Source organism: Rhodococcus sp. USK10 (assembly GCF_019378875.1).
Taxonomy (GTDB): Bacteria; Actinomycetota; Actinomycetes; order Mycobacteriales; family Mycobacteriaceae; genus Rhodococcus_F; species Rhodococcus_F pseudokoreensis.
Genome location: NZ_CP076048.1, coordinates 2,985,586 through 3,009,014, shown reverse-complemented (window position 1 = coordinate 3,009,014; position 23,429 = coordinate 2,985,586). Strand labels below are relative to the sequence as shown.

Genomic DNA, 23,429 nt, shown 5'->3' with positions numbered 1-23,429 from the left:
GAGCTCGTTGCAGTTTCGGTCTAACCATTATATTGTGAGGGCCAACACAGAGTTTTCTATTCCCTCTTCACATCTGCGCACAGAGGAAGGCTTCCCATGGCGTTCGCATCGGTCACCGATCGCTATTCGGACGAACAGATCCGAGAGTTCTATGCCACCGGGCAGTGGCACCGCGACACCTTCTTCGACATGCTCGAGGCTCAGGTCGCCGAGCGGGGCGACCGTGTCTTCCTGACCGACGACACCAGCGGCGGCATCACCTTCCGGGAGTTGCGCGACAAGGCGCTGAGTCTTGCGGTGGGCCTTCGGCGCCACGGCATCGCTACCGGCGACCGCGTGTCCGTGCAGGTTCCGAACTGGATCGAATTCGCGATCATCGCCGTCGCGTTGTCGCGGCTGGGCGCCGTCCTGGTGCCGATCATGCCGATCTATCGCCGCGACGACGTCCAGTACATCCTCGGTAACGCCGGTGTGCGGCTGGCTATTACGCCGCAGAGTTTCAAGAAGTTCGACTACGCCGGCATGTACACCGACATCCTGGGTGCCGTCGAGTCGCTCGAGGATGTCGTCGTCGTCCGCGGGAGCGGCGAGTTGCCTGGTCGTGCGGTGTCGTTCGAGTCGCTGTTCGCGGACATCGGCCCCGACGAGGCGATCGCCGAACTCGGGCCCGGCGTCGGTCCGGACGCGCCGTTCGTCATCGTCTACAGTAGCGGCACCACGTCCCGTCCCAAGGGCTGCATCCACACGTTCAACACATTCGCCTGCGGATCCCGTCTGCTGGCGAAGGGGTTCGCGTACACCCCCGACGACGTGCAGTTCGGCCCCTCGCCGATCACCCACACCACCGGCCTGGTCACCAGCATCGTCCTCCCGCTCATGCACGGGGCGGCGTCGCATCTCATCGAGGTGTGGGAGCCGGTCCGGGGCATGGAACAGATCAAGGAACGCGGCTGCACCGTCGCGGTGAGTGCCACGACGTTCCTGCAGATGGTCATGGACGTCTACGATCCCGCCGTGCACGACATCGGCAGCATGCGGTTGTGGGTGGCGGCCGGCGCCCCGATTCCCGCCAGCTTCGTCACGAAGGCGGCCGAATTGTTCCCCGGCCTGCAGGTGCTCAGCCTGTACGGCCGTTCGGAGAATGTCACGACCACCATGTGCACGGTCGACGACGAGCCCGAACGGTCGCTCACCTCGGACGGTCGTCCGCTGCCGATGCAGTCGGTCAAGATCGTCGACGAACTCGGCAACGAGCTTCCGCGCGGCGAGGAGGGCGACGTCGCCTACAAGGGCGCCATGCACATGCTCGGGTATCTCCACAATCCCGAGGAGACGGCCAAGCTGTTCACCCCCGACGGCTACTCCCTCTCCGGGGATCTCGGCCGGATGGACGAGGACGGCTACGTGCGGGTCACCGGCCGGACGAAGGACATCGTGATCCGTGGCGGCATGAACATCAGTGTCCGTCAGGTCGAGGATCTCCTGGCCGCTCATCCCGCCGTCCGCGGTGTCGCGGCGGTCGCGATGCCGGACGAGCGCCTCGGGGAGGCGGTGTGCCTCTACCTCGTCCCCGCGCCCGGGTACGGCGACATCACGCTCGAGAAGATCACGACCTACCTGCTCGAGCAGGGGGTGGCGATCCAGAAGGTTCCGGAGCGGCTGGAGATCGTCGAGGCGCTGCCGACGACGGCCACGGGCAAGATCCAGAAGAACGTGCTGCGTGCCCAGATCGCGGCGAAGATCGAGGCCGACCGGGAACGGGCGCAGGCCGTCAGCTGATCGAATAGGGAAGGGGGCGAAGCCGATCGGCTTCGCCCCCTTTCACATTATTCGAGAAGGGTGATCAGGTCGTGGTCACCACGACCGTCGCCGATCCGGTGACCACCGGGCCCTTGTCTCCGGAGGCGACGAGATCGAGCTTTGCGAGCGACTCGCCATTGGTCTCGTCGATCGACACCACCGTGCCGCCCAGGGTCAGTGTGTCGCCGAGGAAGACCGGAGCGACGAACCGGACTCCGAAGGAGCGCACATGCTCGACACCGAACGTGTCGGACAGCCATCCGGCCAGGATCCCGGCCTGCATCTGGCCCATCGCGATGACGCCCGGAAAGCCCGACGTGGCCACGAAGCCGGGGTCGTGGTGCAGGGGGTTGAAATCGCCTCCCGCCCCGGCGAACCGGACGATGTCGGATTGGGTGACCGGGCCGACCACCCGGACGTCCGGAGTATCGCCGACGCGTACCTTGGCCGGTGTTCTCATCGCTGCTCTCCTCGTTCGATCAGGACTTCCTCGAGCCGGACCACGGGCTCACCGTCGGTGTCGACGTACTCGGTCTCGAGGGTCACGACGCGCATCGCCCCGCCGCGCTTGCCTTCTCGCTGCTCGTCGGCCACGACGCGGCGGGTGCCGACCACGTGATCGCCTGCGGTGAGCGGTCGCAGGTACGTCCACGTGACCGAACCGACCACCACCCGCGCGAGGGCCAGGCCCAGCGAGTCGACGAACGCGCGCTGGTCGCGCTGGTGTCCGGCGACGACCGTGTGCGTGAGAGTGGCCGGCACGCCGGCGAACCCGGCGTCGCGCGCGACGTCCGGATCCGTGTGGACGGGATCGGTGGTGAACGTGGCGCGCGTGAATTCGCGGATCTTGCCGCGTTCGACGTCGTATTCGACGCGGTCGACGACGCCGGCGGGGAGTGGGTCGGACATCCGGGCCTCCTTTTTGGACTGACCTATAGTATCATTGAGCCTAAATTCGTGAGGAGGGTGCAATGGAGCTCGCTGATTCCCCAGACGAGGCCACATTCCGTGCAGAGGTCCGGGAGTGGGCCGAAAAAGCGGTCCCGACGCTGCCGTGGCCGGAACCGGTCGATCTGGTCGACAAGGTGCCGTTCTGGCAGCAATGGCAGCGGCTGCTCTTCGACGCCGGCTACGGCGGGATGTCGTGGCCGAAGGAGTACGGCGGCCAGGCCGCCGACCCGATCCGCAAGGCCATCTTCACCGAGGAGATGGACCGGGTGGGCGCACCCGAGCGCCTCAACACCATCGGTGAGGATTTCGCCGGCCCCACCATCATCGACTTCGGGACACCCGCGCAGAAGGAACGGTTCCTTCGACCGATCCTGACCGGTGAAGAGATCTGGTGCCAGCTGTTCTCGGAGCCGGATGCCGGGTCCGACCTCGCCTCCCTCCGCACCAAGGCCACCAAGGTGGACGGGGGCTGGAAGGTCAACGGGCAGAAGATCTGGACCAGCCGCGCGCACATCGCCGCCCACGCCATTCTGCTCGCCCGCACCGGTGGCGGTCCGCGGCACAAGGGCATCACGTACTTCCTCGTCCCGATGGACAGCGAGGGAATCACCGTCCGGCCGCTCGCGCACATGCTCGGCGAGGCGGAGTTCAACGAGGTGTTCCTCGACGACGTGTTCATCCCCGACGACCTCGTCGTCGGCGAGGTCGACGGCGGCTGGAAGGTCGCGATGGGCACGCTCGCCTACGAGCGGGTGGCGATCGCGACGGGCCGCGTCAACACCAAGCGTGCCGTCGACGACATCGTCTCCGACATCGCGGGAATGACCGACGACGCGGGTCGTCCGCTCGGCGAGGACCCGGTGATCCGGCAGAAGGTCGCCGATCTCTACGGCCGGGCCCTCGTGCACTACCTCATCGGTCAGCGTGTCATCACCCTCGCGGCCAACGACGGCCCACCGGGGCCGGTCACGTCCATCGGCAAGCTGTTCTTCTGCCCCCTCGTCGAGGAACTCGCCGACTTCCGGCTGTCTCTCGAGCCGGTGGGCGGGCAATTCGCCCTCGACGACGAGCCGCAGAAGACGGCGCGGTGGCAACGGCTCGCATATCAGGCCCGCGGCACCGCCATTGCCGGCGGTTCCACCTTCATCCAGCGCAACATCGTCGCCGAGCGCATGCTCGAAATGCCGAGGAGCTGACCGTGTCCGACTACACCTGGCACCCCACCGACGAGTACGTCGAGAACGCCAACGTCACCCGGCTCGCCCGCGCCCACGGTCTCTCGGGCCTGGGTGAACTCCGCGCCCGCTCCGTCGCCGACGTGCGGTGGTACTGGGATGCCGTGGTCCGCGACCTCGGTCTGCCGTTCCGATCGCCGTACCGCGAGGTGCTCGACACCTCACGCGGAATCGAGTACCCGGACTGGTTCGTCGGGGGCACGTCCAACGTCGTCGACGCGTGTCTGGAGCGGTGGCTCGCCGACCCGGCGGTCGCCGACCGGACGGCCGTCGCGCACGAGGCCGAGGACGGCACGGTCCGCAGCCTCTCGTATCGCGAACTCGCGGCGGACGTCGAGCGGGCCGCGGCGGGACTGCGGGAACTCGGCGTCGGCAAGGGCGATGCCGTCGCCCTCTACCTGCCGATGATCCCCGAGGCGGTCGTGTCGGTGTATGCCGTCGCGCGGCTCGGTGCGGTGCTGGTTCCGCTGTTCTCGGGGTTCGCTCCGAGCGCGATCGCGTCCCGCATCCAGGACGCGGACGCCAAGGTAGTGATCGTCGCGGACGGAACGGTCCGCCGACGCAAGTCTGTCACGATGAAACCGGCCCTCGACGACGCGCTGGCCTCGTGCCCGACGGTGCAGTCGGTCGTCGTGGTCGAGAACGTCGGCGCCGAAGTCGAATCCACCGGCCGCGACATCTCCTGGGCGAAGCTCTTCGGGAACGGCGGCGACCCGGGCCCGGTGGAGGCGATGGACGCAGGCGAGCCGTTCGCGCTGGCCTACACGTCCGGTACGACCGGCAAGCCGAAGGGTGCCGTCCACACTCACGCCGGGTTCCTCGTGAAGACGGCCAGCGAGGTCGCGTACTCGTTCGACCTGAAACCGGGCGGCGTGTTCTGCTGGATCACCGACATGGGCTGGATCATGGGCCCGCTGTCGATCATCGGCACCCACGCCAACGGCGGAACCCTCGTGCTGTACGAAGGTTCGCCCGACGTGCCGGACACCGACCGGTTGTGGCAGCTCGCGCAGCGTCACCGGGTGACGATGCTCGGTGTCTCCCCGACGCTGATCCGTACCCTGCGCGGGCGGGACACGGACGTCGCGGCACGGTACGACCTGTCCTCGGTGCACACGATCGGGTCCACCGGCGAGCCGTGGGACCCGGACTCGTACGAGTGGCTCGCGCGGGACGTGTTCGGCGGCCGGGTGCCGATCATCAACTTCTCCGGCGGCACCGAGGTCGGCGGCTCGTTCCTCGCCCCGTATCCGGTGGAGCCGATCCGCAGCTGTTCGCTGGGCGGTCCGTCCCTGGGTATGGACGTCGACGTCGTCGACGACGCGGGACGTTCCTTGCGCGGGGAACAGGGCGAACTCGTGTGCAGGCAGCCGTGGCCGTCGATGACGCGCGGGGTGTGGAAGGACGAGGAACGCTACCTGGAGGCGTATTGGTCCACGTTCCCCGGCATGTGGCGGCACGGTGATTACGCCCTCGTCGACGACGACGGTCAGTGGTACATCCGCGGCCGATCCGACGACGTCATGAACGTGGCAGGAAAGCGTCTCGCGCCGGCGGAGGTCGAGGCTGTACTGACGGCGCACCCGGCGGTGTCGGAGGCAGCGGCGGTCGGTGTCCCCGACCCTAAGAAGGGCGAGGCGGTCTGGGTGTTCTGGGTTCCCCGCGCGGACACCGACGCTACCGACATCTCGGCCGAACTCGTCGCCAGCGTTGCCGCGGAACTCGGGAAACCGTTCGCGCCGAGCGCTGTTCACCGGGTGTCGCGCCTGCCGAAGACCCGGTCGGCGAAGATCCTGCGCCGAGCGGTGCGGGCCGCTGCGCTCGACATCGATCCCGGGGACCTGTCGGGTGCCGAGAACCCGGAGGCCGTCGACGAGATCCGCGCAGTGGTGGCGGGGGCAAGCGCCGCAGCGTCGTGAGTACGACGAAGGCCCCACACCGCACGGTGTGGGGCCTTCGTCGTCGAAGCAGGAAAACGGGAAAAGCTATTCGTCGAGGGGAATGTCGGTGCGATCCTCGAAGTCCTTGATCGACTCGGCGTACGAGTGGACGTGCCTGCTCATGCGTCGTACCGCGGCCTCGGCGTCCTTCTCGCGAATTGCCCTGGTCACCGAGCGGTGCGCCTTGACGGTGATCTCGCGGACCTTGTCGTCGATGAATCCCTCGTTCTCGGTCGCGGCGTAGATGGCCCGCGAGAGCGAGATCATGAGACCCGACAGCAGTTCGTTGTGGCTGGCGCTCGCGACGGCGACGTGCCAGTCGATGTTCGCCTGAAGGAAGTCGTCGAGTTTGTCGCCTGCTCCGGCGATGTCCTCGTTGGCGGCGTCCAGGCGGGCGAGATCCTCGTCGGTGCGATGGCGGGCGGCGAGTTGTGCGCAGAACGGTTCGATCGCCTCGCGGGTCTCGAGCAGTGCGGCGAGGCGGATCTGACGGCCACGGATGAGCAGGGCCACCGTGTCGGCCATGGACTGTTCACCCGGTCGCTGAACGAAGGCGCCACCGGCCCGGCCCGCCTTGATGCGGACGAGTCCCTGTACCTCGAGGATGCGGAGGGCCTCGCGCACCGTGGTGCGGCTCATCTTCGTCTGGACGACGAGTTCGCGTTCCGGTGGCAGCGGTGTGCCCTCGACGTAGTCGCCGCTGAGAATGCGCTCGCGCAGTTCGTTGGCAAGGACGTCCGACGCCTTCGGTACCTCCATCGGTGTCAACTGAATGGAGGAACGTCCGTTCCGGGTGGTGTTCGGCACGGCTGGTGGCATGACTCCCCGCCCTCTCTGGTCTAACGGTCAGACCTAATATACCATTGGGTTCTCGCTGCACTTGTCTTGCAGCCTATTCTTCGTCTCATCGAGAGGACCAGTTGAATGCGCTGGGAACTGTCAGAAGAGCAGGAAATGTTCACCGAAGCCCTCGACGGCTGGCTCGGACGGTTCGCCGCTCCGGCGAATGTCCGCAAGTGGGGTGAATCGGGAGATCCTGCCGAATTCGAGCAGAAATTCGTCGAGGAGGGGTGGTTCTCCGCCGGTCTCGACGAGAAGATCGGTGGTCAGGGCGGTGGTCTGCTCGAACTGGCGTTGACCGCCGAGGCGCTGGGCCGGTACGCCGCGCCGTCGAGTGCCTGGACCGCGTCGGTTCTTTCGGCACCCATGCTGCCCGTCGACGTCGCCGCCGACGTGCTGGCCGGGGGTGGGTTCGCCGCGGTTGCCGTCGACGCCACCCGTCCTTTCGGTCTCGCCGACTCGGTGCGGGTCGACGAGGCCGGCGCACTGACCGGTCGTGTCGCGACGGTGCTCGGCGCCGAGCGGGCAAAGCTGCTGGTCGTCCCGGCCACGGACCCCGACGGAACCGCCGCTCTGTATCTCGTGCGCGTCGGCGACCCCGGCGTCGCGGTCGAAGCGCGGCGCCTCCTCGACCCGTCCCGTGCGGCCGCGGACGTCCGGTTCGACAACGCTGCCGGACAGCGCCTCGACGTCGACGCGTCCGCCGCGCTCGAGGACGCGGGGCTTCGCGCGGCCGTGCTCGTGGCGGCCGACTCGCTCGGGGCGATGGACCGGATGCTGCGGCTCGCGGTGGATTACAGCAAGCAGCGCCAGCAGTTCGGCGTCCCGATCGGGTCGTTCCAGGCCGTGAAGCACGCTGCGGCAGGCATTCTCGTCTCCGTCGAGGCGGGACGTTCCATCGTCTACTACGCCGCGGCCTCGGTCGATCTCGGCCTCGACGACCGTGCGATCCATGCCGCGGTCGCCAAGGCGCAGGTGCCGCGAAATGCGGTGCAGGCGGCCGACAGCGCCCTCGTGATGCACGGTGCGATCGGCTACACGTGGGAACACGATCTGCACCTCTACTACAAGCGCGCCAAGCTCGACGAGAAATTGTTCGGCGGACCGGGCGTGTGGAACGAGCGCCTGGCGCGGGATCTGCCCCTCCTGCCTGCCGCCGGATGATCGACCGTTGACTTTTTGGTCTGTCCTTTAGTAATTTAAGTCCAAACGGAACCAACGACGACGGGACGTGCTGTGGACTTTGATCTGACCGAGGATCAGGCGACGATCCGAGATGCGGTGCGAGAGCTCGCGGGCAAGTTCGACGAGCAGTACTGGGTGGAGAAGGACGGCGCGCACGAATTCCCCACCGAGTTCTACGACGCGTTCGCCAAGGGCGGCTGGCTGGGCATCACCACGCCGGAGGCCTACGGCGGGCACGGAATGGGCATCACCGAGGCCTCGATCCTGCTGGAGGAAGTTGCCGCGTCCGGCGCCGGCATGAACGGCGCGAGTTCGATGCACCTGTCGATCTTCGGGATGCACCCGGTGATCGTGCACGGCTCCGAGGAACTCAAGCAGCGCACGCTCCCGCGGATCGTCGACGGCGACCTGCACGTCTGCTTCGGTGTCACCGAGCCCGGTGCCGGCCTCGACACCACCAAGATCACCACGTTCGCGCGACGCGAGGGCGACAAGTACATCGTCAACGGGCGCAAGGTCTGGATCTCGAAGGCGATGGAGTCGGAGAAGATCCTCCTTCTCACTCGCACCACGAAGTTCGAGGACGCGAAGAAGAAGACGGACGGTCTGACACTCTTCCTCACCGACCTCGACCGTTCGAAGATCGACATCCGCCCGATCAAGAAGATGGGGCGCAACGCGGTCACGTCGAACGAACTGTTCATCGACAACCTCGAGATCCCCGTCGAGGACCGCGTCGGCGAGGAAGGCAAGGGCTTCAGGTACATCCTCGACGGCCTCAACCCGGAGCGGATGCTCGTCGCGTCGGAGGCCCTCGGCATCGGCCGGGCCGCCCTGCGCCGGGGCGTCCAGTACGCCAACGAACGTGAAGTGTTCGGCCGCCCCATCGGCATGAATCAGGGACTGCAGTTCCCGCTCGCCGATTCGCTCGCCCGACTCGACGCCGCGGAACTCGTCCTGCGCAAGGCGACGTGGCTCTACGACAACGGGAAGCCCTGCGCCCGCGAGGCCAACATGGCCAAATACCTCTGCGCCGACGCCGGTTTCCAGGCCGCGGACCGTGCCCTGCAGACCCACGGCGGCATGGGCTACTCGGAGGAGTACCACGTGGCCCGGTACTTCCGCGAAGCCCGCCTGACCAAGATCGCCCCGCTCAGCCAGGAGATGGTCCTCAACTACCTCGGCGAGCACGTCCTCGGCCTTCCCAGGAGCTACTGATGTTCGAACTCACCGGAAAATCTGCCCTCGTGACCGGTGCCGGCAGCGGCATCGGTGCCTCGGTCGCCCAGGCCTACGCGCGAGCAGGCGCTGCCGTGCTCGTCACCGACGTCGACGGCGAGGCCGCTGCGGCCGTGGCCGCGGAGATCACCGCGGCCGGCGGTTCGGCGAAGTCCGCGGCCCTCGACGTCCGCGACGGCGAGGGGGCGGCCGCGGCGGCGGAACAGGCCGCGGCTCTGAACGGCGGCACGCTCAACATTCTGGTCAACAACGCCGGCGCCATCGCACCCGCAATGTTCCCGAACCTCGAAGAAGACGACTTCCGCCGCATCGTCGACATTCACCTCGTCGGCAGTTTCGTCTGCAGCAAGGCCGTCCTCCCGTACCTGCCCACCGACGGCAGTGGGCGCATCATCAACGTGACCTCCGCGGCCGGCCTGGTGGGCACCATCGGGCAGGCCAACTACGGTGCCGCGAAGGCGGGCATCATCGGTCTCACGAAGTCGCTGGCGCGTGAACTCGCCAAGAAGCAGGTGACGGTCAACGCGATCGCGCCGCTCGCCGCCACCAAGATGACGGAGAACATCCGGAGCAATGAGAAGCTCGCCGCCAAGACGCTCGCGCGGATCCCGTTGGGCCGCTGGGCGGAACCGGACGAGATTTCGTCCAGCTTCGTGTTCTTCGCGTCCGACGGCGCGGCGTACATCACGGGCCAGGTGCTGCCCGTCGACGGCGGGACGGTGATCTGATGGCCGAGAAGCGCAACCCCTTCCAGCGTTCCGCCCGCGAGGTGATCATCGCGGAAGCAGCCCGCACCCCCATGGGCAAGTCGCACCCCGACCGCGGCTGGTTCCGCGACACCCATCCCAACGACATGCTCGGCGCGGTGTACACGGAACTGATCCGCCGCAGCGGGCTGGCTCCGGCGACGGTCGAGGACCTCGTGATCGGGTGCACCGCACCGTTCGGCGAACAGTCCCGCAACATCGGCCGCAACGCCTGGTTGCAGGCCGGTTACCCGCCGGAGGTCCCGGCCGTCGTCCTGGACCGCCGCTGCGGATCCGCCCAGACGGCTGTCGAGATGGGAGCCGCCCTGGTCGGCTCCGGCACCCACGACGTCGTCATGGCCGGCGGTGTCGAACACATGGGCCACGTGCCGATGAACTCACCGGCCAAGATCTCCGAACTGTACGGCGACCCGTGGCCGGAAGCGCTGCGCGACCGGTACGACTTCGTGAACCAGGGCGAGAGCGCCGAACTCATCGCGGACCGGTGGGAGATATCCCGGCAGGAGATGGACGAGTTCGCCGTCCGCTCCCATCGTCTGGCGACCGAGGCCATCGAGGCGGGCCGTTTCGACGCCGAGATGATCCCCCTCGATCTCGCGGGCGAGACCCGGTCCACCGACCAGACCCTCCGTCCCGGAACGAGCCTCGACAGCCTGGCCGGGCTGAAGACGGTGTTCCGGGAGAACGGCCGGATCACGGCGGGCAGTTCGTCGCCGATCTCGGACGGGGCGGCCGGTGTGCTGCTCGCTTCCCGCGAGGCCGTCGACGCGCACGGACTGCGGGCCCGGGCGCGGATCCTCGATCAGACCACCGTCGGTGTGGATCCGATCATCATGCTGACCGGTCCGATCCCGGCCACCCGGAAGTTGCTCGACCGCAACGGAATGAGCATGAACGACATCGATCTCTTCGAGGTCAACGAGGCATTCAGCTCGGTCGTGCTGGCCTGGGAGCGGGAACTGAAGCCCGACATGGACCGGGTCAACGTCAACGGCGGTGCGATCGCGCTCGGTCACCCCGTCGGCGCGACCGGTGCCCGGCTCATCGCCACCATCGTCGCGGAACTCGAGCGGCGTGACGCCGAAATCGGTCTGGTGACCATGTGCTGCGGCGGCGGCCTGGGAACGGCGACCCTGATCCAGCGGATCGACTGATGATCGACCTGACGCCGCACATCCGGCCCGGCGACGGAATCTGGTGGAGCCAGACGAGCGCGGAACCCACCCCGCTCGTCCACGCCCTGCTCGACCAGGTGTCGTCGATCGGCCCGGTCCGGGCGTTCGTGGGACTGACCTGGAATCGGCGGTTGACGAGCGAGTTGCCCGACGAACTCTCCGTCGTCTCCTACGGTGGCCTCGGCGAACTCCGCCGCCTCGCCCGCCTCGAGGTCGTGCCCTGCCACTACGGGGCACTGCCGCGGCTGTTCGCCGAACGGCGGCTGCCGTGCGACGTCGGGTTCGTACAGGTGTCACCGCCGGACTCGGCCGGGAACTGCTCGCTCGGGGTCGGTGTCGACTACATCGCGGACGCCCTCGACCACACACCGGTTCTCATTGCCGAGATCAACCGGCGCATGCCCGTCACGCTGGGCGCACCGAAGATTCCGTTGTCGCGGTTCGCCGCGGTCATGGAAACCGACCGCCCGTTGCTCGAGGCGCCGGACCGTGAGCCCGCCGCGGTGGAACAGGCGATCGCGCGGAACGTCGCCGATCTCGTGGCGGACGGAGACACGATCCAGATCGGCGTCGGGACGCTGCCGTCCGCCGTCCTCACCGCTCTCGAGGGTCACAAGGACCTCGGGATGCATTCCGGCATGATTTCCGACGCGGCGCTCCGCCTGATCGACCGGGGTGTGCTGACCGGGGCGCGCAAGGAGATCGACCCGGGCCTGCACGTGACGGGTGCCGCGCTCGGAACGGCGGCACTGTACGACCGGCTGCCGGGCCTTCCGGTGGCCTTCCGCCCGGCGAGCTACACCCATGCGCCGCACGTTCTCTCGCAGCTGCGATCGTTCGTGTCGATCAACTCGGCGATCGAGGTGGATCTGACCGGGCAGGTCGGCGCGGAACTGCGCAACACGACGTACGCCGGTGCCGTCGGGGGCCAGGTGGACTTCTCCCGGGCCGCGGCGATGACCGGCGGCCGCTCGATCATCGCGATGCGCGCGGATTCGCGAGGGGAGTCGACGATCAAGACTGCTTTGGAATACGGCGCGGTCACCACCGCCCGCGCCGACGTGGACTTCGTGGTCACCGAACACGGTGCCGCGGCACTGCGCGGATGTTCCCTGGGGGAGCGCGCGCGGCGCATGATCGCCGTGGCGGCACCCCAGCACCGCGAAAGGCTGGAATTCGATCTCGAGGAGTACGACCTTGCGTCCGCAACGGAGTGAGGGGAAAGGAGTCAACGCCATGGCACGTCCGCAGCGGGTCCAGATCCGGGAGGTCGGACCGCGTGACGGCTTCCAGAACGAACCGGAGCACATCCCGACCGACGACAAGGTGCGGTTGATAAACGCTCTGGGACGGGCGGGGTTCACCCGGATCGAGGTCGCCAGCTTCGTGCGGCCGGACGTCATCCCCCAACTGGCGGACGGGGTGGAGGTACTCGATCGCATCGAGGTACCCACCGATACCAAACTGATGGTGCTCGTCCCCAACAGCAAGGGGCTGGACAACGCACTGAAGGTGCGCGACAAGTTCCACGAGGTCGCGATCTTCGTCAGCGCGTCGGAGACCCACAACAAGAAGAACGTCAACCGCACGGTCGACGAGACGATGGCCGACAACGACGTCATGGCCAAGCGGATCGTCGCCGAGGGCCTCGACTGCGCCGCGGTGATCGCGACGTCGTTCGGCTGCCCGTTCGAGGGCAAGGTCGACCTCGGACGCGTCCTCGACCTGGCCGAACGGTTCGCCGAGGCCGGCGCCACCGAGATCGGATTCGGCGACACCACGGGCATGTGCAACCCGGCGTACGCGTCGGAATTCTTCGCCGCGGCGCTCGACCGGCTGCCCGGCGTCGAGGTGACCGCACACTTCCACAACACGCGTGGCCAGGGCCTCGCCAACGCGTACGCTGCACTCGAAGCAGGTTGCGCGAGCTTCGAATCGAGCTTCGGTGAGTTGGGCGGCTGCCCCGTTCCGGCAGGCTCGACGGGCAATATCGCCACCGAGGACCTGGTGAGCATGTTCCACGAGATGGGCGTCGAGACGGGTCTCGACCTTCCGCGCGTCATCGAGGCCGCGCGCGAAGCTCAGAGCGTGCTCGGCCGCAAACTCACCAGTCACTCGATCGTCGCGGGCCCCATCGAATGGGCCGCGAGCCCGCGCTGACCGCTTTCCACCACGAACACCACAACACGGAGAAGAACATGAGTAATCGAGTCGCATTCGTAACCGGCGGTGCACAGGGCATCGGCAAGGGCATCTCCGACGCCCTCGGGGCAGCGGGCTTCCGCGTCGCGGTGGCCGACCTCAACCTGGAGGTCGCCGAGGAGACCGCCGCCGGTATCCGCGACGCCGGCGGCCAGGCGATCGCCGTGCCCGTCGACGTCACCGACACCGCGTCCGTGCAAGCCGCGGTGAAGCAGGTCACCGAGCAGTTCGGCCCGGTCGAGATCGTCGTCAACAACGCCGGCTGGGACGACTTCATGCCGTTCCTGAAGACCGACGAGGCGTTCTGGGACCGGATCCTCGACATCAACTTCAAGGGCCAGCTGCGGGTCATCCAGGCGACCGTCCCGGGCATGGTCGAGCGCGGCTTCGGCCGGGTCATCAACATCGGTTCGGACGCCGGCCGCGTCGGATCGTCGCTCGAGGCCGTCTACTCGGGTGCCAAGGGCGGCATCATCGCCTTCACCAAGACCCTCGCCCGTGAAATCGCGACCAAGGGTGTCACCGCGAACACCGTGTGCCCCGGACCGACCGACACTCCGGCACTGCGTAAGTTCGCGGACAGCTCCGGCCAGGACGCCGACAAGGTGATCGGCGGCATGACCCGCGCCGTGCCGATGAAGCGGCTCGGCCAGGCAACCGACATCGGTGCAGCGGTGGCGTACTTCGCCTCCGACGCAGCAGAATTCGTCACCGGACAGACGCTGTCCGTCAGCGGTGGCCTGACGATGTCCTGATCCACGGCGATTCCGAAGGTGCGGCCCGTTCTCCGAGCCGCACCTTCGTCGTTTGCGGGCTCGGCCGATAACGATCGTTTGCAGGTGTGCCTATGATCGCTTCATGACGAACAACGGTGATTCAACGGATTTCGTGTCCTGGACGGCAGTGGGTGAGTTCGAGGACATCCGATACGAGCACAGCGGCGACGGGATCGCGAAGATCACGATCTGCCGGCCGGAGGTGCGCAACGCGTTCCGTCCGCAGACGCTGATGGAAATCTCCGAGGCCCTGGTCGATGCCCGCGAGGACTCCTCGGTCGGCGTCATCGTGCTGACGGGTGAGGGTCCCGACGCGTTCTGCTCGGGTGGCGATCAGCGGGTGCGCGGGGACACCGGCTATCTCACCGAACCGGGGAAGGCGGGCGGTGTCGGCCGTTTCCATGTCACCGACCTGCAGATCCAGATCCGGCGCCTGCCGAAGCCGGTAGTGGCCATGGTCGCCGGCTACGCGATCGGTGGCGGCCACATCCTGCACCTGGTCTGCGACCTGTCCATCGCCGCAGACAATGCCCGGTTCGGCCAGGTCGGCCCGAAGGTCGGGTCGTTCGACGGTGGTTACGGTGCGGGATTGCTCGCCGAACTCGTCGGGGTGAAGAAGGCCAAGGAGATCTGGTTCCTATGCCGTCAGTACGACGCACAGCAGGCGCGGGAGATGGGGCTGGTCAACACTGTCGTTCCGCTCGCCGACCTGGAGCGGGAAACCGTGCAGTGGTGCCGCGAGATGCTCCAGCTGTCGCCGTTCGCGCTGCGGCTCATGAAGGCGAGTTTCAATGCCGCCGAGGACGGGATGGCCGGCATTCAGCAGCTCGCTCACGACGCGAACCTGCTGTTCTATTCGACAGAGGAGGCGAAGGAAGGGCGCGAGGCGTATAAGGCGAAGCGGCGCCCCGAGTTCGAGAAGTTTCCGCGTCGGCCCTGATCTTCCATTTCGGTCCAACAATTAGTATGGTTGGTGCAATACCTCAGGTGAGTGGCACGGGGTGCCCGCGCGCACTTCGCCGCTCACATGGGACTGGACCGAACAGGATGGTGTGCATGTCGGAAACCGCAACGCCCGCAGTCGCGTGGAGCGACGTCGACGCCGGCGTCATGACGATCACGCTGCAACGCAGGCCGGCGAACGCGCTCGGGCTGCCGATCATCGACGGCCTGAACGCGGCGCTCGACGCAGCCGACGCCGATGGATCGGTGAAGGTGATCGTCGTCCGCTCGGACATTCCGGGCTTCTTCGCGGCCGGCGCCGACATCAAGCACATGTCGTCCGTGGACGCGGCGTCCTTCACCGCGTACGGCGATCGACTCCGTGGGGCGCTCGACCGACTCGCGTCCGCCGACCGCATCTCGATCGCCGCGGTGGACGGCCTCGCACTCGGCGGCGGCCTCGAACTGGCCATGGCCTGCACCCTGCGGGTCGGCGGGGCGGACGCGAAGTTCGGGCTGCCCGAGGTGAAGCTCGGCCTCATCCCCGGAGCCGGTGGAACGCAGCGACTTCCGCGTCTCGTGGGTCGTGGTCGCGCCCTGGACATCATGCTGAGTGCCCGGCAGGTCCTCGCCGCCGAGGCGCATGCGATCGGACTGATCGACCGACTCGTCGACGCCGGTACCGCCACCGATGCAGCGCAGGCGCTCGCGGGCGAGCTGTGCACGATGTCGCTGCCCGCGCAGCGCGCCGTCATCCGCACGGTCGACGCGTCGTTCGACACCCCGCTCGAGGAGGGCTTCCGGTTCGAGGTCGCCCAGGAGCAGGACCTGTTCGAGAACGGAGAGGCGAAGGAGGGCATCACCGCCTTCCTCGAGAAGCGCGCTCCGCGATTCTCCTGAGCGTCGTGACGTCGGGGCGTGCCGGGAGGGGTGCGATCGCGCTGGCCCTTTTCCTCGTCTATGTGATCTGGGGATCGATCTATCTCGCGATCCGCCTGGTGATCGACGAGGTCCCTCCGCTCGGCTCGATGGGTGCGCGGTTCCTCCTTGCCGCTCTGCTGATGGCCGCCTTCCTGGCCTGTCGCGGTGGCCGGCGGCGGCTGCGCCTCACCTGGCGGGAAGCGGCAGGCGCTTCGTTCCTGGGCGTGCTGCTACTCGCCTGCGGAAACGGCCTGACCTCGGTCGGCCAACTGCACGGCGTGCCCTCCGGGGTGACGGCGCTCCTCGTGGCCATGGTGCCGCTGTGGATCTGCATCTACCGCACGCTGTCCGGTGACCGTCCACGGGTTCTCGAATTGGCCGGCGTCGGTGTGGGGCTGGTCGGTCTCGCAGTCCTGGTGCTGCCGCACGGTGGTGAGCACTCGGGACTCCCGCTCGTCGGCGTGGCGGTCATCGTGTTGTCCAGTGTGTCCTGGTCGTTCGGGTCGTGGATCAAGCCCCGAATCTGGCTGCCTCGTGACGTGTATGTCAGTGCGACGTACCAGCTTCTGGCGGCCGGTGCGGCCATGACGCTCGCGTCGGTAGCGACAGGGGAACGGCTGCACGGTGACATCGGACTCCGCGCGTGGGGCGCGTTCGGCTACCTCGTGGTCTTCGGCTCGATCGTCGGCTTCACTGCGTACGCGTGGCTGCTGCATCACGCCCCGCTGTCGCTGGTCGCCACCCATACGTATGTGAATCCGGTGGTGGCCGTGGCGCTCGGGTCGGTGGTCCTGTCCGAGCCCGTCACGCCCGTCCTCGTCATCGGGGGAGCGGTCGTACTGCTTTCGGTCGTACTGGTCGTCAGTGCACACGCCGGGCCGCGGCGTCGGGGGTATTCCTCCGTGAACGATTCCAAGGTATTATTATCAGACCAAAGATCGACAGGAGGTGGGTAGATGGTGCGGGACGACTCGAAACGCTCGTTCACCGGGCCGCTGTTGGGCTTGAAGGTGATCGAAATCGGTTCGATCGGGCCGGGTCCGTTCTGCGCCATGCTCCTTGCCGATCTGGGCGCCGACGTGATTCGAGTGGATCGCGCCACGGGTTCGGGACTGGTGGGGCCGAATGCTGACTTCCGGACGGAATTGCTGCACCGCGGACGTCGCTCGCTCGCCGTCGACCTCAAGCATCCGGACGGCGCCGCGGTGGTGCTCTCTCTCGTAGCGGACGCAGACATCTTGATCGAGGGCTTCCGACCCGGGGTCGCTGAGCGACTCGGCATCGGACCGGACGACTGCGCCGCACGTAATCCCGGGCTGATCTACGGCCGCATGACCGGTTTCGGTCAGAACGGACCGCTCGCTCAGCACGTCGGCCACGACATCAATTACGTCGCGCTCAGTGGTGCCCTGTCGTTGATCGGACGCCACGGCCAACCGCCCACCCCGCCGCTCAGTCTGATCGGCGACTTCGGCGGCGGGGGAATGCTTCTCGCGATGGGCGTCCTGTCGGCGCTGTTCGAGAGGCAGCGCTCGGGACTCGGACAGGTGGTCGACGCCTCGATGGTCGAGGGGTCCGCACTCCTCGCCACACCATTCTTCGGGTTCACGCAGACCGGAACGTGGAACCCCGAACGCGGCACCAACATCGTCGACAGCGGTGCGCCCTACTACGACGCCTACGAGACCGCAGACGGAAAGTGGCTGGCCGTCGGCGCGATGGAACCGCACTTCTACGCCGACCTGGTCGCGTTGCTGGAACTGCCCGACGACCTGCCGGACCAGAACGACCGCTCGCAATGGCCGCAGATGAAGAAGGTCTTCGCCGACGCAGTGCGCGGCCGCACACTCACGGAATGGCTCGAGGCGGGAGAGGGACTCACACCCTGCATATCGCCCGTCCTCGAGGTCGACGAGGCGCCGTCGCACCCGCATCATGTCGCCCGAAAGGCATTCGTCGACGTCGACGGTCTCGTCCAACCCGCGCCGGCGCCGCGCTTCAGTCGCACTGCGGCCGCAGTAGATCGCCGTCCGCCGTTGCCGGGCGAACACACCACCGAGATTCTGACCGACTGGGGGATCGACCCCGGCCGCGCCGCCGACTGGCTGCGCTCGGGTGCGGTGCGCGAGGCCGCCGCGGAGACCTGACCTGAACTGCCGGACGGTCAGCGTCCGGACCACCACGAAAAAGTCTTGCGGCGACCACTTGGGATCGCCGAACTGAGAAGGAGTGACCTCGTGACCGAGCCCACGACATGGGAAACGTTCACGCTCGACCGGCCGGAACCCGGCATCGCCGTCGTGACGTTGAATCGCCCCGAACGAATGAACTCGATGACGAACACCATGTTCGTCGAACTGGAGAGGGTTGCGCTGCAACTGGATCACGAACACGACCTCCGCGTCGTGATCCTCACCGGTGCAGGCAAGGCGTTCTGCGGCGGATTCGACCTCGACGACGCCGAAGGTTTGTCGTCGATGACGCCGATGGGCATGCTGGACCAGCAGGAACTGGCGGCGCGCGCCCTCGCGGCGATCCGCAGCATCCGTGTCCCGGTGATTGCGGCGGTCAACGGCGCCGCCGCGGGTGGTGGACTGTCTCTGTCTCTCGCCGCCGACATCCGGATCGGTTCGCCCGCGGCACGGTTCAACGCGGCGTTCGTGCGGATCGGCCTGTCCGCGGGCGACCTGGGTGCGTCGTGGCACCTGCCCCGCCTCATCGGGCCGGCACGCGCAGCCGAATTCGCCTACACCGGCCGCTTCATCGAGGCCGTGGAGGCGGAGTCCCTCGGACTGCTCAACGCGGTCGTGCCCGCCGAATCGCTGCTCGACGAGGCGCTCACGATGGCCCGCCTGATCAGCGCGAATTCGCCTGCCGGAGTGCAGCTGTCCAAGCGTGCGCTCCACGCGAACATGGAAGTGTCCTCGTATGCGGCGGCGCTCGAACTCGAGAACCGCGGTCAGGCGCTGCTCACTCGCGGCGATGACATGCCCGAGGCGCTGGCCGCGTTCAAAGAGAAGCGCAGCCCGAAGTTCACGGGAAGGTGAGCCAGATGACGCAGACCGAAGTGCGGGAGAATACGGCGGTGCTGAGTAATTACGCGCCGCCCCGGTTGGAGACCCTCACCCTCGAGGTGCTCGACGGCAAGATCGTCGTCCTCACGATCAATCGGCCCGAGCGGATGAACTCGATGGTCGTGAAGATGTTCGAGGAATTCAACACCGTCGCATACGCCCTGCGCGACACGGACGCGCGGGCGCTGATCATCCGCGGTGCGGGCGATCGCGTGTTCTGCGCGGGCTTCGACCTGGACGAGATCAGCGTGATCACCGAAATGGGTGTGCGCGAGTTCCTCAGGTTCCAGGAGACCGCGACCGGCGGGTTGGCGGCCCTGCACCACCTGCCGTTCCCGGTTATCGCCGCGATCCACGGTGCGGCGTCCGGGGGCGGGCTGTCGCTCGCGCTCGCCTGCGACATCCGGCTCGTGGCGCCCACCGCGAAGTTCAACGCGGCGTTCGTCAAGGTCGGGCTGTCGGTCGGAGAACTCGGCACGTCGTGGCAGCTCACCCGGCTCGTCGGGCCAGGCCGGGCGGCGGAGATCGCCTACACGGCGCGTTTCGTCGGCGCCGAGGAAGCCGCCCGGATCGGATTGGCGAACCGGGTGGTGCCGAGTGAGGACCTGTTCGACGAGGCCGTCGCGGTGGCCGAGGCGATCGCATCGAATTCGCCGGGCGGCGTCCGGATGTCGAAGCGGGCGCTGCAGCGGAACCAGGAAGTGACGTCGTATGCGGCGGCCCTGGAGTTGGAGAACCGGGGACAGGCGCTGCTCACCCGGGGCGCCGACATGCCGGAGGCGCTTGCGGCGTTCAAGGAGAAGCGGGCGCCGCGCTTCACCGGCCAGTAAGGATCGACTGATGACGACATGGATGGAGGCGAGCGCATGACCTGGGAATGGACGCCCGACACACTCGGTGCGCTGGAGTCGTTCCTGCGCGATCGCGGGATCACCGAGGGTCCGCTCACGACCGCGGGGATCGGCGACGGACATTCCAACCTGACATTCCTCGTGTCCGACGGGGTCCGTCAGGTGATCGTCCGCCGCCCGCCTCCTCCGCCGATTCCACCGGGCGCCCACGACATGCTGCGGGAGGCCCGTCTCGTCGGCGGTCTCGCCGGGAGCGGCGTGCCGGTGGCGGACGTCCTCGCCGTCGGTCAGACCGGCGACGTGCTCGATGTCCCGTTCTACGTCATGGACTATGTCGCCGGGCCGGTGGTCACCACCGAGACACCGCCGGCGCTGAGCGCGCCGGCAGACCGCCGCCGGATCGGGGAAGCGTTGATCGACACGCTCGCCGCGCTGCACGCGGTGGACTGGCAGGCCGCCGGCCTGGGCGACCTGGGCCGCCCGGAGGGATTCAACGAACGTCACCTGCGCCGGATGGGCAGGCTGGTCGCGGCCGAGGACGGGACACCGCCGCCGGAGTTCGCGGGCATCGACGCGTGGCTCGGCGCCAACGTGCCCGCCGAATCCGGTGCCGCGATCATCCACAACGACTACCGCATCGGCAACGTCATCCTCGCTCCCGACTCACCGGGACGTATTGCCGCAGTGCTGGACTGGGAGCTCGCGACGATCGGCGACCCGCTGTTCGATCTCGGTTACTTCCTCGCGTCGTATCCCGTCGAGGGGGAGGAACGCACACCGACCGAGGACCTCGGTACCGCCGTGCTCGAGGAGGGATACCCGACCCGGGACGAACTGGCTCAGCGGTACGCGGCAGCCACCGGCGCCGACCTGTCGAACCTGAACTGGTACACGGCGCTGGCCCTGTGGAAGCTGGCGGTGCTGTACGAATACGGGCGGCGCCGCGCCGTCGCCGGAGTCGGCGACCAGTATTACCGCGACGAGGCCCTCGTGCGGTCCTTCCTCGACGCCGCACATCGGACGGCGGGATTGAAAACCGTCTCCGCCTGAGCCGCGGGCAACCTCGTCCACCAGCCGGCGGGAATCGCATCCGGTCTTCGATGTCGAATGGAGTATTGATGAACCCGATGGGATTGGCCACGTGGCTGCGTCGGCGCGCTGAGCGCGACGGAGATCGGTCGGCGGTGACATTCGCCGGTGAGACACTGTCGTTCGCGACGTTGCAGCGAGAGGTCGAATCCTTCGCGGATGTGTTGTACGGGTGTGAGATCCGCTCCGGTGACCGTGTCGCCTACGTGGGCTTCAACCACAGCCGTTTTCTCGTGGCGCTCTTCGCGACGGCGCGACTGGGCGCGATCTTCGTGCCACTCAACTTCCGGTTCACGGGAAGTGAACTTGCACAGAATATTCAGGACAGCGACGCTTGCCTGCTGATCGCCGACGACGCGCATACCGCCCCCGTCGACGAGGTGCGCGGCGATCTCGGCGTGCGGCGCTATCTACGAACCGGTGAAAGTACTGATGGTTGGGACGGCGTCGACGACCTTCTGGCATTTCATCACGCCCATGTCGAGGAGGCCGCCGTCGATGTGGACTCGCCGGCCCTGATTCTGTACACGTCGGGAACGACAGGACGGCCGAAGGGTGCCATACTCACCCACCGAAATGTCTGGACCAGCAACGTCAACTGGATGCTGGCGGTGAACTACAACGCCGATCACGTCGCACTCACGTCGGCGCCGCTCTTCCATTCCGGCGGCATGTGCGTCATGACTCTTCCGACCCTCATGGCAGGGGGCCACGTCGTCGTCCACCAACATTTCGACGCCGGGTCGCTACTCGACGACATCGAGCGCTACCGGGTGACCTCGCTGTTCATGGTTCCGGCCATGATGCTGTTCGCGAGCAAGCACGAGCGCTTCGACACCGCGGACTTGTCCAGCGTCCGTATCATCGTCGCCGGCGCGGCGCCCGTCCCGGAACCGATGCTGCGGTTGTACGGGGCACGCGGCATTCCCGTGAGTCAGTGCTGGGGTCTGACCGAGGCCGCGACAGGGGCGACGTTCCTGGGGACGGACCGTGCCCTGGAGAAACTCGGCTCCTGTGGCACCGCCGGCATGCTCAACGAGGTGCGGTTGATCGACTTCGAGGGACACGTTCTCACCACGCCGGGTGTTCACGGCGAACTGTGCGTGCGCGGCGACACAGTGTCCCCGGGGTACTGGAACCTGCCCGAGGCAACGGCCGCGGCGCTGGGTGCCGATGGTTGGTTCCGCACCGGCGACGTGGCCTATCAGGATGAGGACGGCTACTACTACATCGCGGACCGACTGAAGGACATGATCATCAGCGGCGGCGAGAACGTGTACCCCGCAGAAGTCGAGAGCGTGCTGTACGGCCACCCGGCCATCGCCGAGGTTGCAGTGGTCGGTGCCCGCGACGATCGCTGGGGAGAACGTGTGGTGGCGGTCGCGGTGCTCGTACAGGGAGCGCATCTCGACCTGGAGGAACTCCGGGACTTCGCCGGCGCCCAACTGGCCCGGTACAAGCTTCCTCTCGAATTACGCATCATCGACGTTCTCCCGCGTAACACGACCGGAAAGGTGCTCAAGCACGAGTTGCGCGCGATGTCCGGCGCTGGTCACTGACCGTCCATCGTCCCGACTTCATGTCCGATGGCACGTGACTGTCGCTGTGGTGCAGGTCTTTCCGGCTCGATTGCGCGCGGCGACCTGGACGACGGCGAAGCTGCGGCCACGGTAGATCACCCGGGGAGCGAAGGTGAGTGGCTCGGTGCCCGGGCAGGGGCGCACGAACGCCATGGCGATCGAGGTCGTCTGGAACTCCGCCTCCGGTGTTACCGCGGAGTTGCCGACGATCTCGGAGGCGCACAGGAGTATGCCGCCGTGGACGTTGCCGAGCGGATTGCAGTGCGATTCCGCGGCTTCCAGTTCCAGCCCCGCGGCGGCGTTGTCCCGTCGGTGGTGGGCGCCGAGCACTTCGACGATCGAGGATGCGCCCGATCCGACAGGGGGTCGGTCCTCGGGATCGGATGCCGTCGGCATCTCCGCGGCGACGAACCGGAGCCGAGCGCTGGCGATGGCCACGGCCCGCCCGGACTCGTCGACGACCCGGCCGGTTGCAAGGCCGCCATCCGCGTCGGACGTGACGACGCGGCTCTCCGCATGGAGGATCGAACCGTCGAGCGCCGGGTTTCGTGAGAAGTCGAGGTGAAGTTCCGTCGTCACGGCCCAATGCCCGGCCGGGGCGCGGGCAGCGATCGGGTATCCCGTGACGTCGTCCATCAGGACGCCGAGAGCGCCGCGGCATGGAAGGCCGCGTTCGTCGGACAACCACGGTCCGGTCTGCATCCGAGACTTGCCGTGGGTGGCGTCGCCGATCACGGGAGCCACACGGAACAGTGCTTCGGCACCCGCCGAGACGAACGGAAGTGCCTGGAGATTGTCGGTTGTCATGTCTCTTCCGGCGGATAGGGCGCGGACTGCGAGCGCACATGAGAAAGGCCTGCCG

The 23,429-nt window shown here is 67.4% G+C and carries 22 protein-coding genes; 18 read left to right on the top strand and 4 right to left on the bottom strand.

The genetic code is table 11. The features are described from left to right. The first annotated feature begins 96 nt into the window (after positions 1 to 96). Positions 97 to 1,779 carry an AMP-binding protein gene (locus I1A62_RS20890; RefSeq protein WP_124393362.1) on the top strand — a complete coding sequence of 561 codons (1,683 nt, stop codon included), beginning with the start codon at positions 97 to 99 and terminating at the stop codon, positions 1,777 to 1,779. Positions 1,780 to 1,843: 64 nt separating this feature from the next. On the opposite strand, the gene I1A62_RS20885 is transcribed toward I1A62_RS20890, so the two are convergent. Then, positions 1,844 to 2,260 carry a MaoC/PaaZ C-terminal domain-containing protein gene (locus tag I1A62_RS20885; RefSeq protein ID WP_219459643.1) on the bottom strand — a complete coding sequence of 139 codons (417 nt, stop codon included), beginning with the start codon at positions 2,258 to 2,260 and terminating at the stop codon, positions 1,844 to 1,846. Then, the gene (locus I1A62_RS20880; RefSeq protein WP_124393360.1) at positions 2,257 to 2,709 is read right to left on the bottom strand and encodes a MaoC family dehydratase N-terminal domain-containing protein; all 453 of its coding nucleotides are present in this window, start codon (positions 2,707 to 2,709) and stop codon (positions 2,257 to 2,259) included. Before I1A62_RS20880 ends, I1A62_RS20885 begins: the two co-directional genes overlap by 4 nt. A 62-nt stretch (positions 2,710 to 2,771) precedes the next feature. On the opposite strand from I1A62_RS20880, the gene I1A62_RS20875 reads away from it, so the two are divergent. Both I1A62_RS20875 and I1A62_RS20870 read left to right on the top strand, forming a co-directional pair. Then, the gene (locus I1A62_RS20875) at positions 2,772 to 3,947 is read left to right on the top strand and encodes an acyl-CoA dehydrogenase family protein (RefSeq protein ID WP_124393359.1); all 1,176 of its coding nucleotides are present in this window, start codon (positions 2,772 to 2,774) and stop codon (positions 3,945 to 3,947) included. A gap of 2 nt (positions 3,948 to 3,949) precedes the next feature. Beyond that, complete coding sequence (locus tag I1A62_RS20870) at positions 3,950 to 5,905, top strand: AMP-binding protein (RefSeq protein ID WP_219459642.1); 1,956 nt, start codon at positions 3,950 to 3,952, stop codon at positions 5,903 to 5,905. A 66-nt stretch (positions 5,906 to 5,971) separates the two neighbouring features. Here I1A62_RS20870 and I1A62_RS20865 read toward each other — a convergent pair whose 3' ends face one another. Then, a complete protein-coding gene (locus I1A62_RS20865) occupies positions 5,972 to 6,733 on the bottom strand; it encodes a FadR/GntR family transcriptional regulator (protein WP_192581936.1) in 762 nt (253 codons plus the stop codon). 117 nt (positions 6,734 to 6,850) lie between these two features. Between I1A62_RS20865 and I1A62_RS20860 the strand changes: the two genes are divergently transcribed. From I1A62_RS20860 to I1A62_RS20790, 15 genes are all read left to right on the top strand, one after another. Beyond that, positions 6,851 to 7,930, top strand: a complete 1,080-nt coding sequence (locus I1A62_RS20860) for an acyl-CoA dehydrogenase family protein (RefSeq protein WP_219459641.1) — start codon at positions 6,851 to 6,853, stop codon at positions 7,928 to 7,930. Positions 7,931 to 8,002: 72 nt separating this feature from the next. After that, the gene (locus I1A62_RS20855) at positions 8,003 to 9,169 is read left to right on the top strand and encodes an acyl-CoA dehydrogenase family protein (protein ID WP_124393355.1); all 1,167 of its coding nucleotides are present in this window, start codon (positions 8,003 to 8,005) and stop codon (positions 9,167 to 9,169) included. Further along, the gene (locus I1A62_RS20850; RefSeq protein WP_219459640.1) at positions 9,169 to 9,918 is read left to right on the top strand and encodes an SDR family NAD(P)-dependent oxidoreductase; all 750 of its coding nucleotides are present in this window, start codon (positions 9,169 to 9,171) and stop codon (positions 9,916 to 9,918) included. Before I1A62_RS20855 ends, I1A62_RS20850 begins: the two co-directional genes overlap by 1 nt. Then, the gene (locus I1A62_RS20845) at positions 9,918 to 11,111 is read left to right on the top strand and encodes a thiolase family protein (protein WP_219459639.1); all 1,194 of its coding nucleotides are present in this window, start codon (positions 9,918 to 9,920) and stop codon (positions 11,109 to 11,111) included. Before I1A62_RS20850 ends, I1A62_RS20845 begins: the two co-directional genes overlap by 1 nt. Next, a complete protein-coding gene (locus I1A62_RS20840; RefSeq protein WP_219459638.1) occupies positions 11,111 to 12,349 on the top strand; it encodes an acetyl-CoA hydrolase/transferase family protein in 1,239 nt (412 codons plus the stop codon). The genes I1A62_RS20845 and I1A62_RS20840 overlap by 1 nt, the downstream gene beginning before the upstream one ends. A gap of 19 nt (positions 12,350 to 12,368) precedes the next feature. Then, positions 12,369 to 13,292, top strand: coding sequence for a hydroxymethylglutaryl-CoA lyase (locus I1A62_RS20835; protein ID WP_219459637.1), 924 nt, complete (start codon positions 12,369 to 12,371; stop codon positions 13,290 to 13,292). Between the two features lie 38 nt (positions 13,293 to 13,330). Next, a complete protein-coding gene (locus I1A62_RS20830) occupies positions 13,331 to 14,089 on the top strand; it encodes an SDR family NAD(P)-dependent oxidoreductase (RefSeq protein WP_219459636.1) in 759 nt (252 codons plus the stop codon). Positions 14,090 to 14,192: 103 nt separating this feature from the next. Then, the gene (gene menB / locus I1A62_RS20825) at positions 14,193 to 15,050 is read left to right on the top strand and encodes a 1,4-dihydroxy-2-naphthoyl-CoA synthase (RefSeq protein ID WP_124393350.1); all 858 of its coding nucleotides are present in this window, start codon (positions 14,193 to 14,195) and stop codon (positions 15,048 to 15,050) included. A 116-nt stretch (positions 15,051 to 15,166) separates the two neighbouring features. Beyond that, positions 15,167 to 15,952 carry an enoyl-CoA hydratase-related protein gene (locus I1A62_RS20820; RefSeq protein WP_219459635.1) on the top strand — a complete coding sequence of 262 codons (786 nt, stop codon included), beginning with the start codon at positions 15,167 to 15,169 and terminating at the stop codon, positions 15,950 to 15,952. Between the two features lie 5 nt (positions 15,953 to 15,957). Further along, positions 15,958 to 16,929: an EamA family transporter gene (locus I1A62_RS20815; RefSeq protein WP_072937106.1), complete on the top strand. Its 972-nt coding sequence runs from the start codon at positions 15,958 to 15,960 to the stop codon at positions 16,927 to 16,929. Next, on the top strand, positions 16,930 to 18,120 hold the full coding sequence (locus I1A62_RS20810) for a CaiB/BaiF CoA-transferase family protein (RefSeq protein WP_219459634.1): 1,191 nt from the start codon (positions 16,930 to 16,932) through the stop codon (positions 18,118 to 18,120). Positions 18,121 to 18,210: 90 nt separating this feature from the next. Beyond that, complete coding sequence (locus tag I1A62_RS20805) at positions 18,211 to 19,020, top strand: enoyl-CoA hydratase/isomerase family protein (protein WP_219459633.1); 810 nt, start codon at positions 18,211 to 18,213, stop codon at positions 19,018 to 19,020. Between the two features lie 5 nt (positions 19,021 to 19,025). Continuing rightward, entirely contained in the window at positions 19,026 to 19,877 is an 852-nt protein-coding gene (locus I1A62_RS20800; RefSeq protein ID WP_219459632.1) for an enoyl-CoA hydratase/isomerase family protein, read from the top strand. A gap of 36 nt (positions 19,878 to 19,913) precedes the next feature. Further along, positions 19,914 to 20,948: a phosphotransferase family protein gene (locus I1A62_RS20795; RefSeq protein WP_219459631.1), complete on the top strand. Its 1,035-nt coding sequence runs from the start codon at positions 19,914 to 19,916 to the stop codon at positions 20,946 to 20,948. Positions 20,949 to 21,016: 68 nt separating this feature from the next. Continuing rightward, positions 21,017 to 22,546 (top strand): long-chain fatty acid--CoA ligase, encoded by a 1,530-nt coding sequence (locus tag I1A62_RS20790; RefSeq protein WP_124393344.1) that lies wholly within the window; start codon positions 21,017 to 21,019, stop codon positions 22,544 to 22,546. A gap of 18 nt (positions 22,547 to 22,564) precedes the next feature. On the opposite strand, the gene I1A62_RS20785 is transcribed toward I1A62_RS20790, so the two are convergent. Further along, on the bottom strand, positions 22,565 to 23,374 hold the full coding sequence (locus I1A62_RS20785) for a PaaI family thioesterase (protein ID WP_219459630.1): 810 nt from the start codon (positions 23,372 to 23,374) through the stop codon (positions 22,565 to 22,567). Between the last annotated feature and the right edge of the window lie 55 nt (positions 23,375 to 23,429).

Coding starts and splice junctions, on each gene's coding strand:
- I1A62_RS20835 (WP_219459637.1), top strand. CDS start 12,369: ATGGCACGTCCGCAGCGGGTCCAGATCCGGGAGGTCGGACCGCGTGAC.
- I1A62_RS20880 (WP_124393360.1), bottom strand. CDS start 2,709: ATGTCCGACCCACTCCCCGCCGGCGTCGTCGACCGCGTCGAATACGAC.
- I1A62_RS20795 (WP_219459631.1), top strand. CDS start 19,914: ATGACCTGGGAATGGACGCCCGACACACTCGGTGCGCTGGAGTCGTTC.
- I1A62_RS20840 (WP_219459638.1), top strand. CDS start 11,111: ATGATCGACCTGACGCCGCACATCCGGCCCGGCGACGGAATCTGGTGG.
- I1A62_RS20785 (WP_219459630.1), bottom strand. CDS start 23,374: ATGACAACCGACAATCTCCAGGCACTTCCGTTCGTCTCGGCGGGTGCC.
- I1A62_RS20820 (WP_219459635.1), top strand. CDS start 15,167: ATGTCGGAAACCGCAACGCCCGCAGTCGCGTGGAGCGACGTCGACGCC.
- I1A62_RS20860 (WP_219459641.1), top strand. CDS start 6,851: ATGCGCTGGGAACTGTCAGAAGAGCAGGAAATGTTCACCGAAGCCCTC.
- menB (WP_124393350.1), top strand. CDS start 14,193: ATGACGAACAACGGTGATTCAACGGATTTCGTGTCCTGGACGGCAGTG.
- I1A62_RS20890 (WP_124393362.1), top strand. CDS start 97: ATGGCGTTCGCATCGGTCACCGATCGCTATTCGGACGAACAGATCCGA.
- I1A62_RS20830 (WP_219459636.1), top strand. CDS start 13,331: ATGAGTAATCGAGTCGCATTCGTAACCGGCGGTGCACAGGGCATCGGC.
- I1A62_RS20845 (WP_219459639.1), top strand. CDS start 9,918: ATGGCCGAGAAGCGCAACCCCTTCCAGCGTTCCGCCCGCGAGGTGATC.
- I1A62_RS20810 (WP_219459634.1), top strand. CDS start 16,930: ATGGTGCGGGACGACTCGAAACGCTCGTTCACCGGGCCGCTGTTGGGC.
- I1A62_RS20790 (WP_124393344.1), top strand. CDS start 21,017: ATGAACCCGATGGGATTGGCCACGTGGCTGCGTCGGCGCGCTGAGCGC.
- I1A62_RS20885 (WP_219459643.1), bottom strand. CDS start 2,260: ATGAGAACACCGGCCAAGGTACGCGTCGGCGATACTCCGGACGTCCGG.
- I1A62_RS20875 (WP_124393359.1), top strand. CDS start 2,772: ATGGAGCTCGCTGATTCCCCAGACGAGGCCACATTCCGTGCAGAGGTC.
- I1A62_RS20800 (WP_219459632.1), top strand. CDS start 19,026: ATGACGCAGACCGAAGTGCGGGAGAATACGGCGGTGCTGAGTAATTAC.
- I1A62_RS20850 (WP_219459640.1), top strand. CDS start 9,169: ATGTTCGAACTCACCGGAAAATCTGCCCTCGTGACCGGTGCCGGCAGC.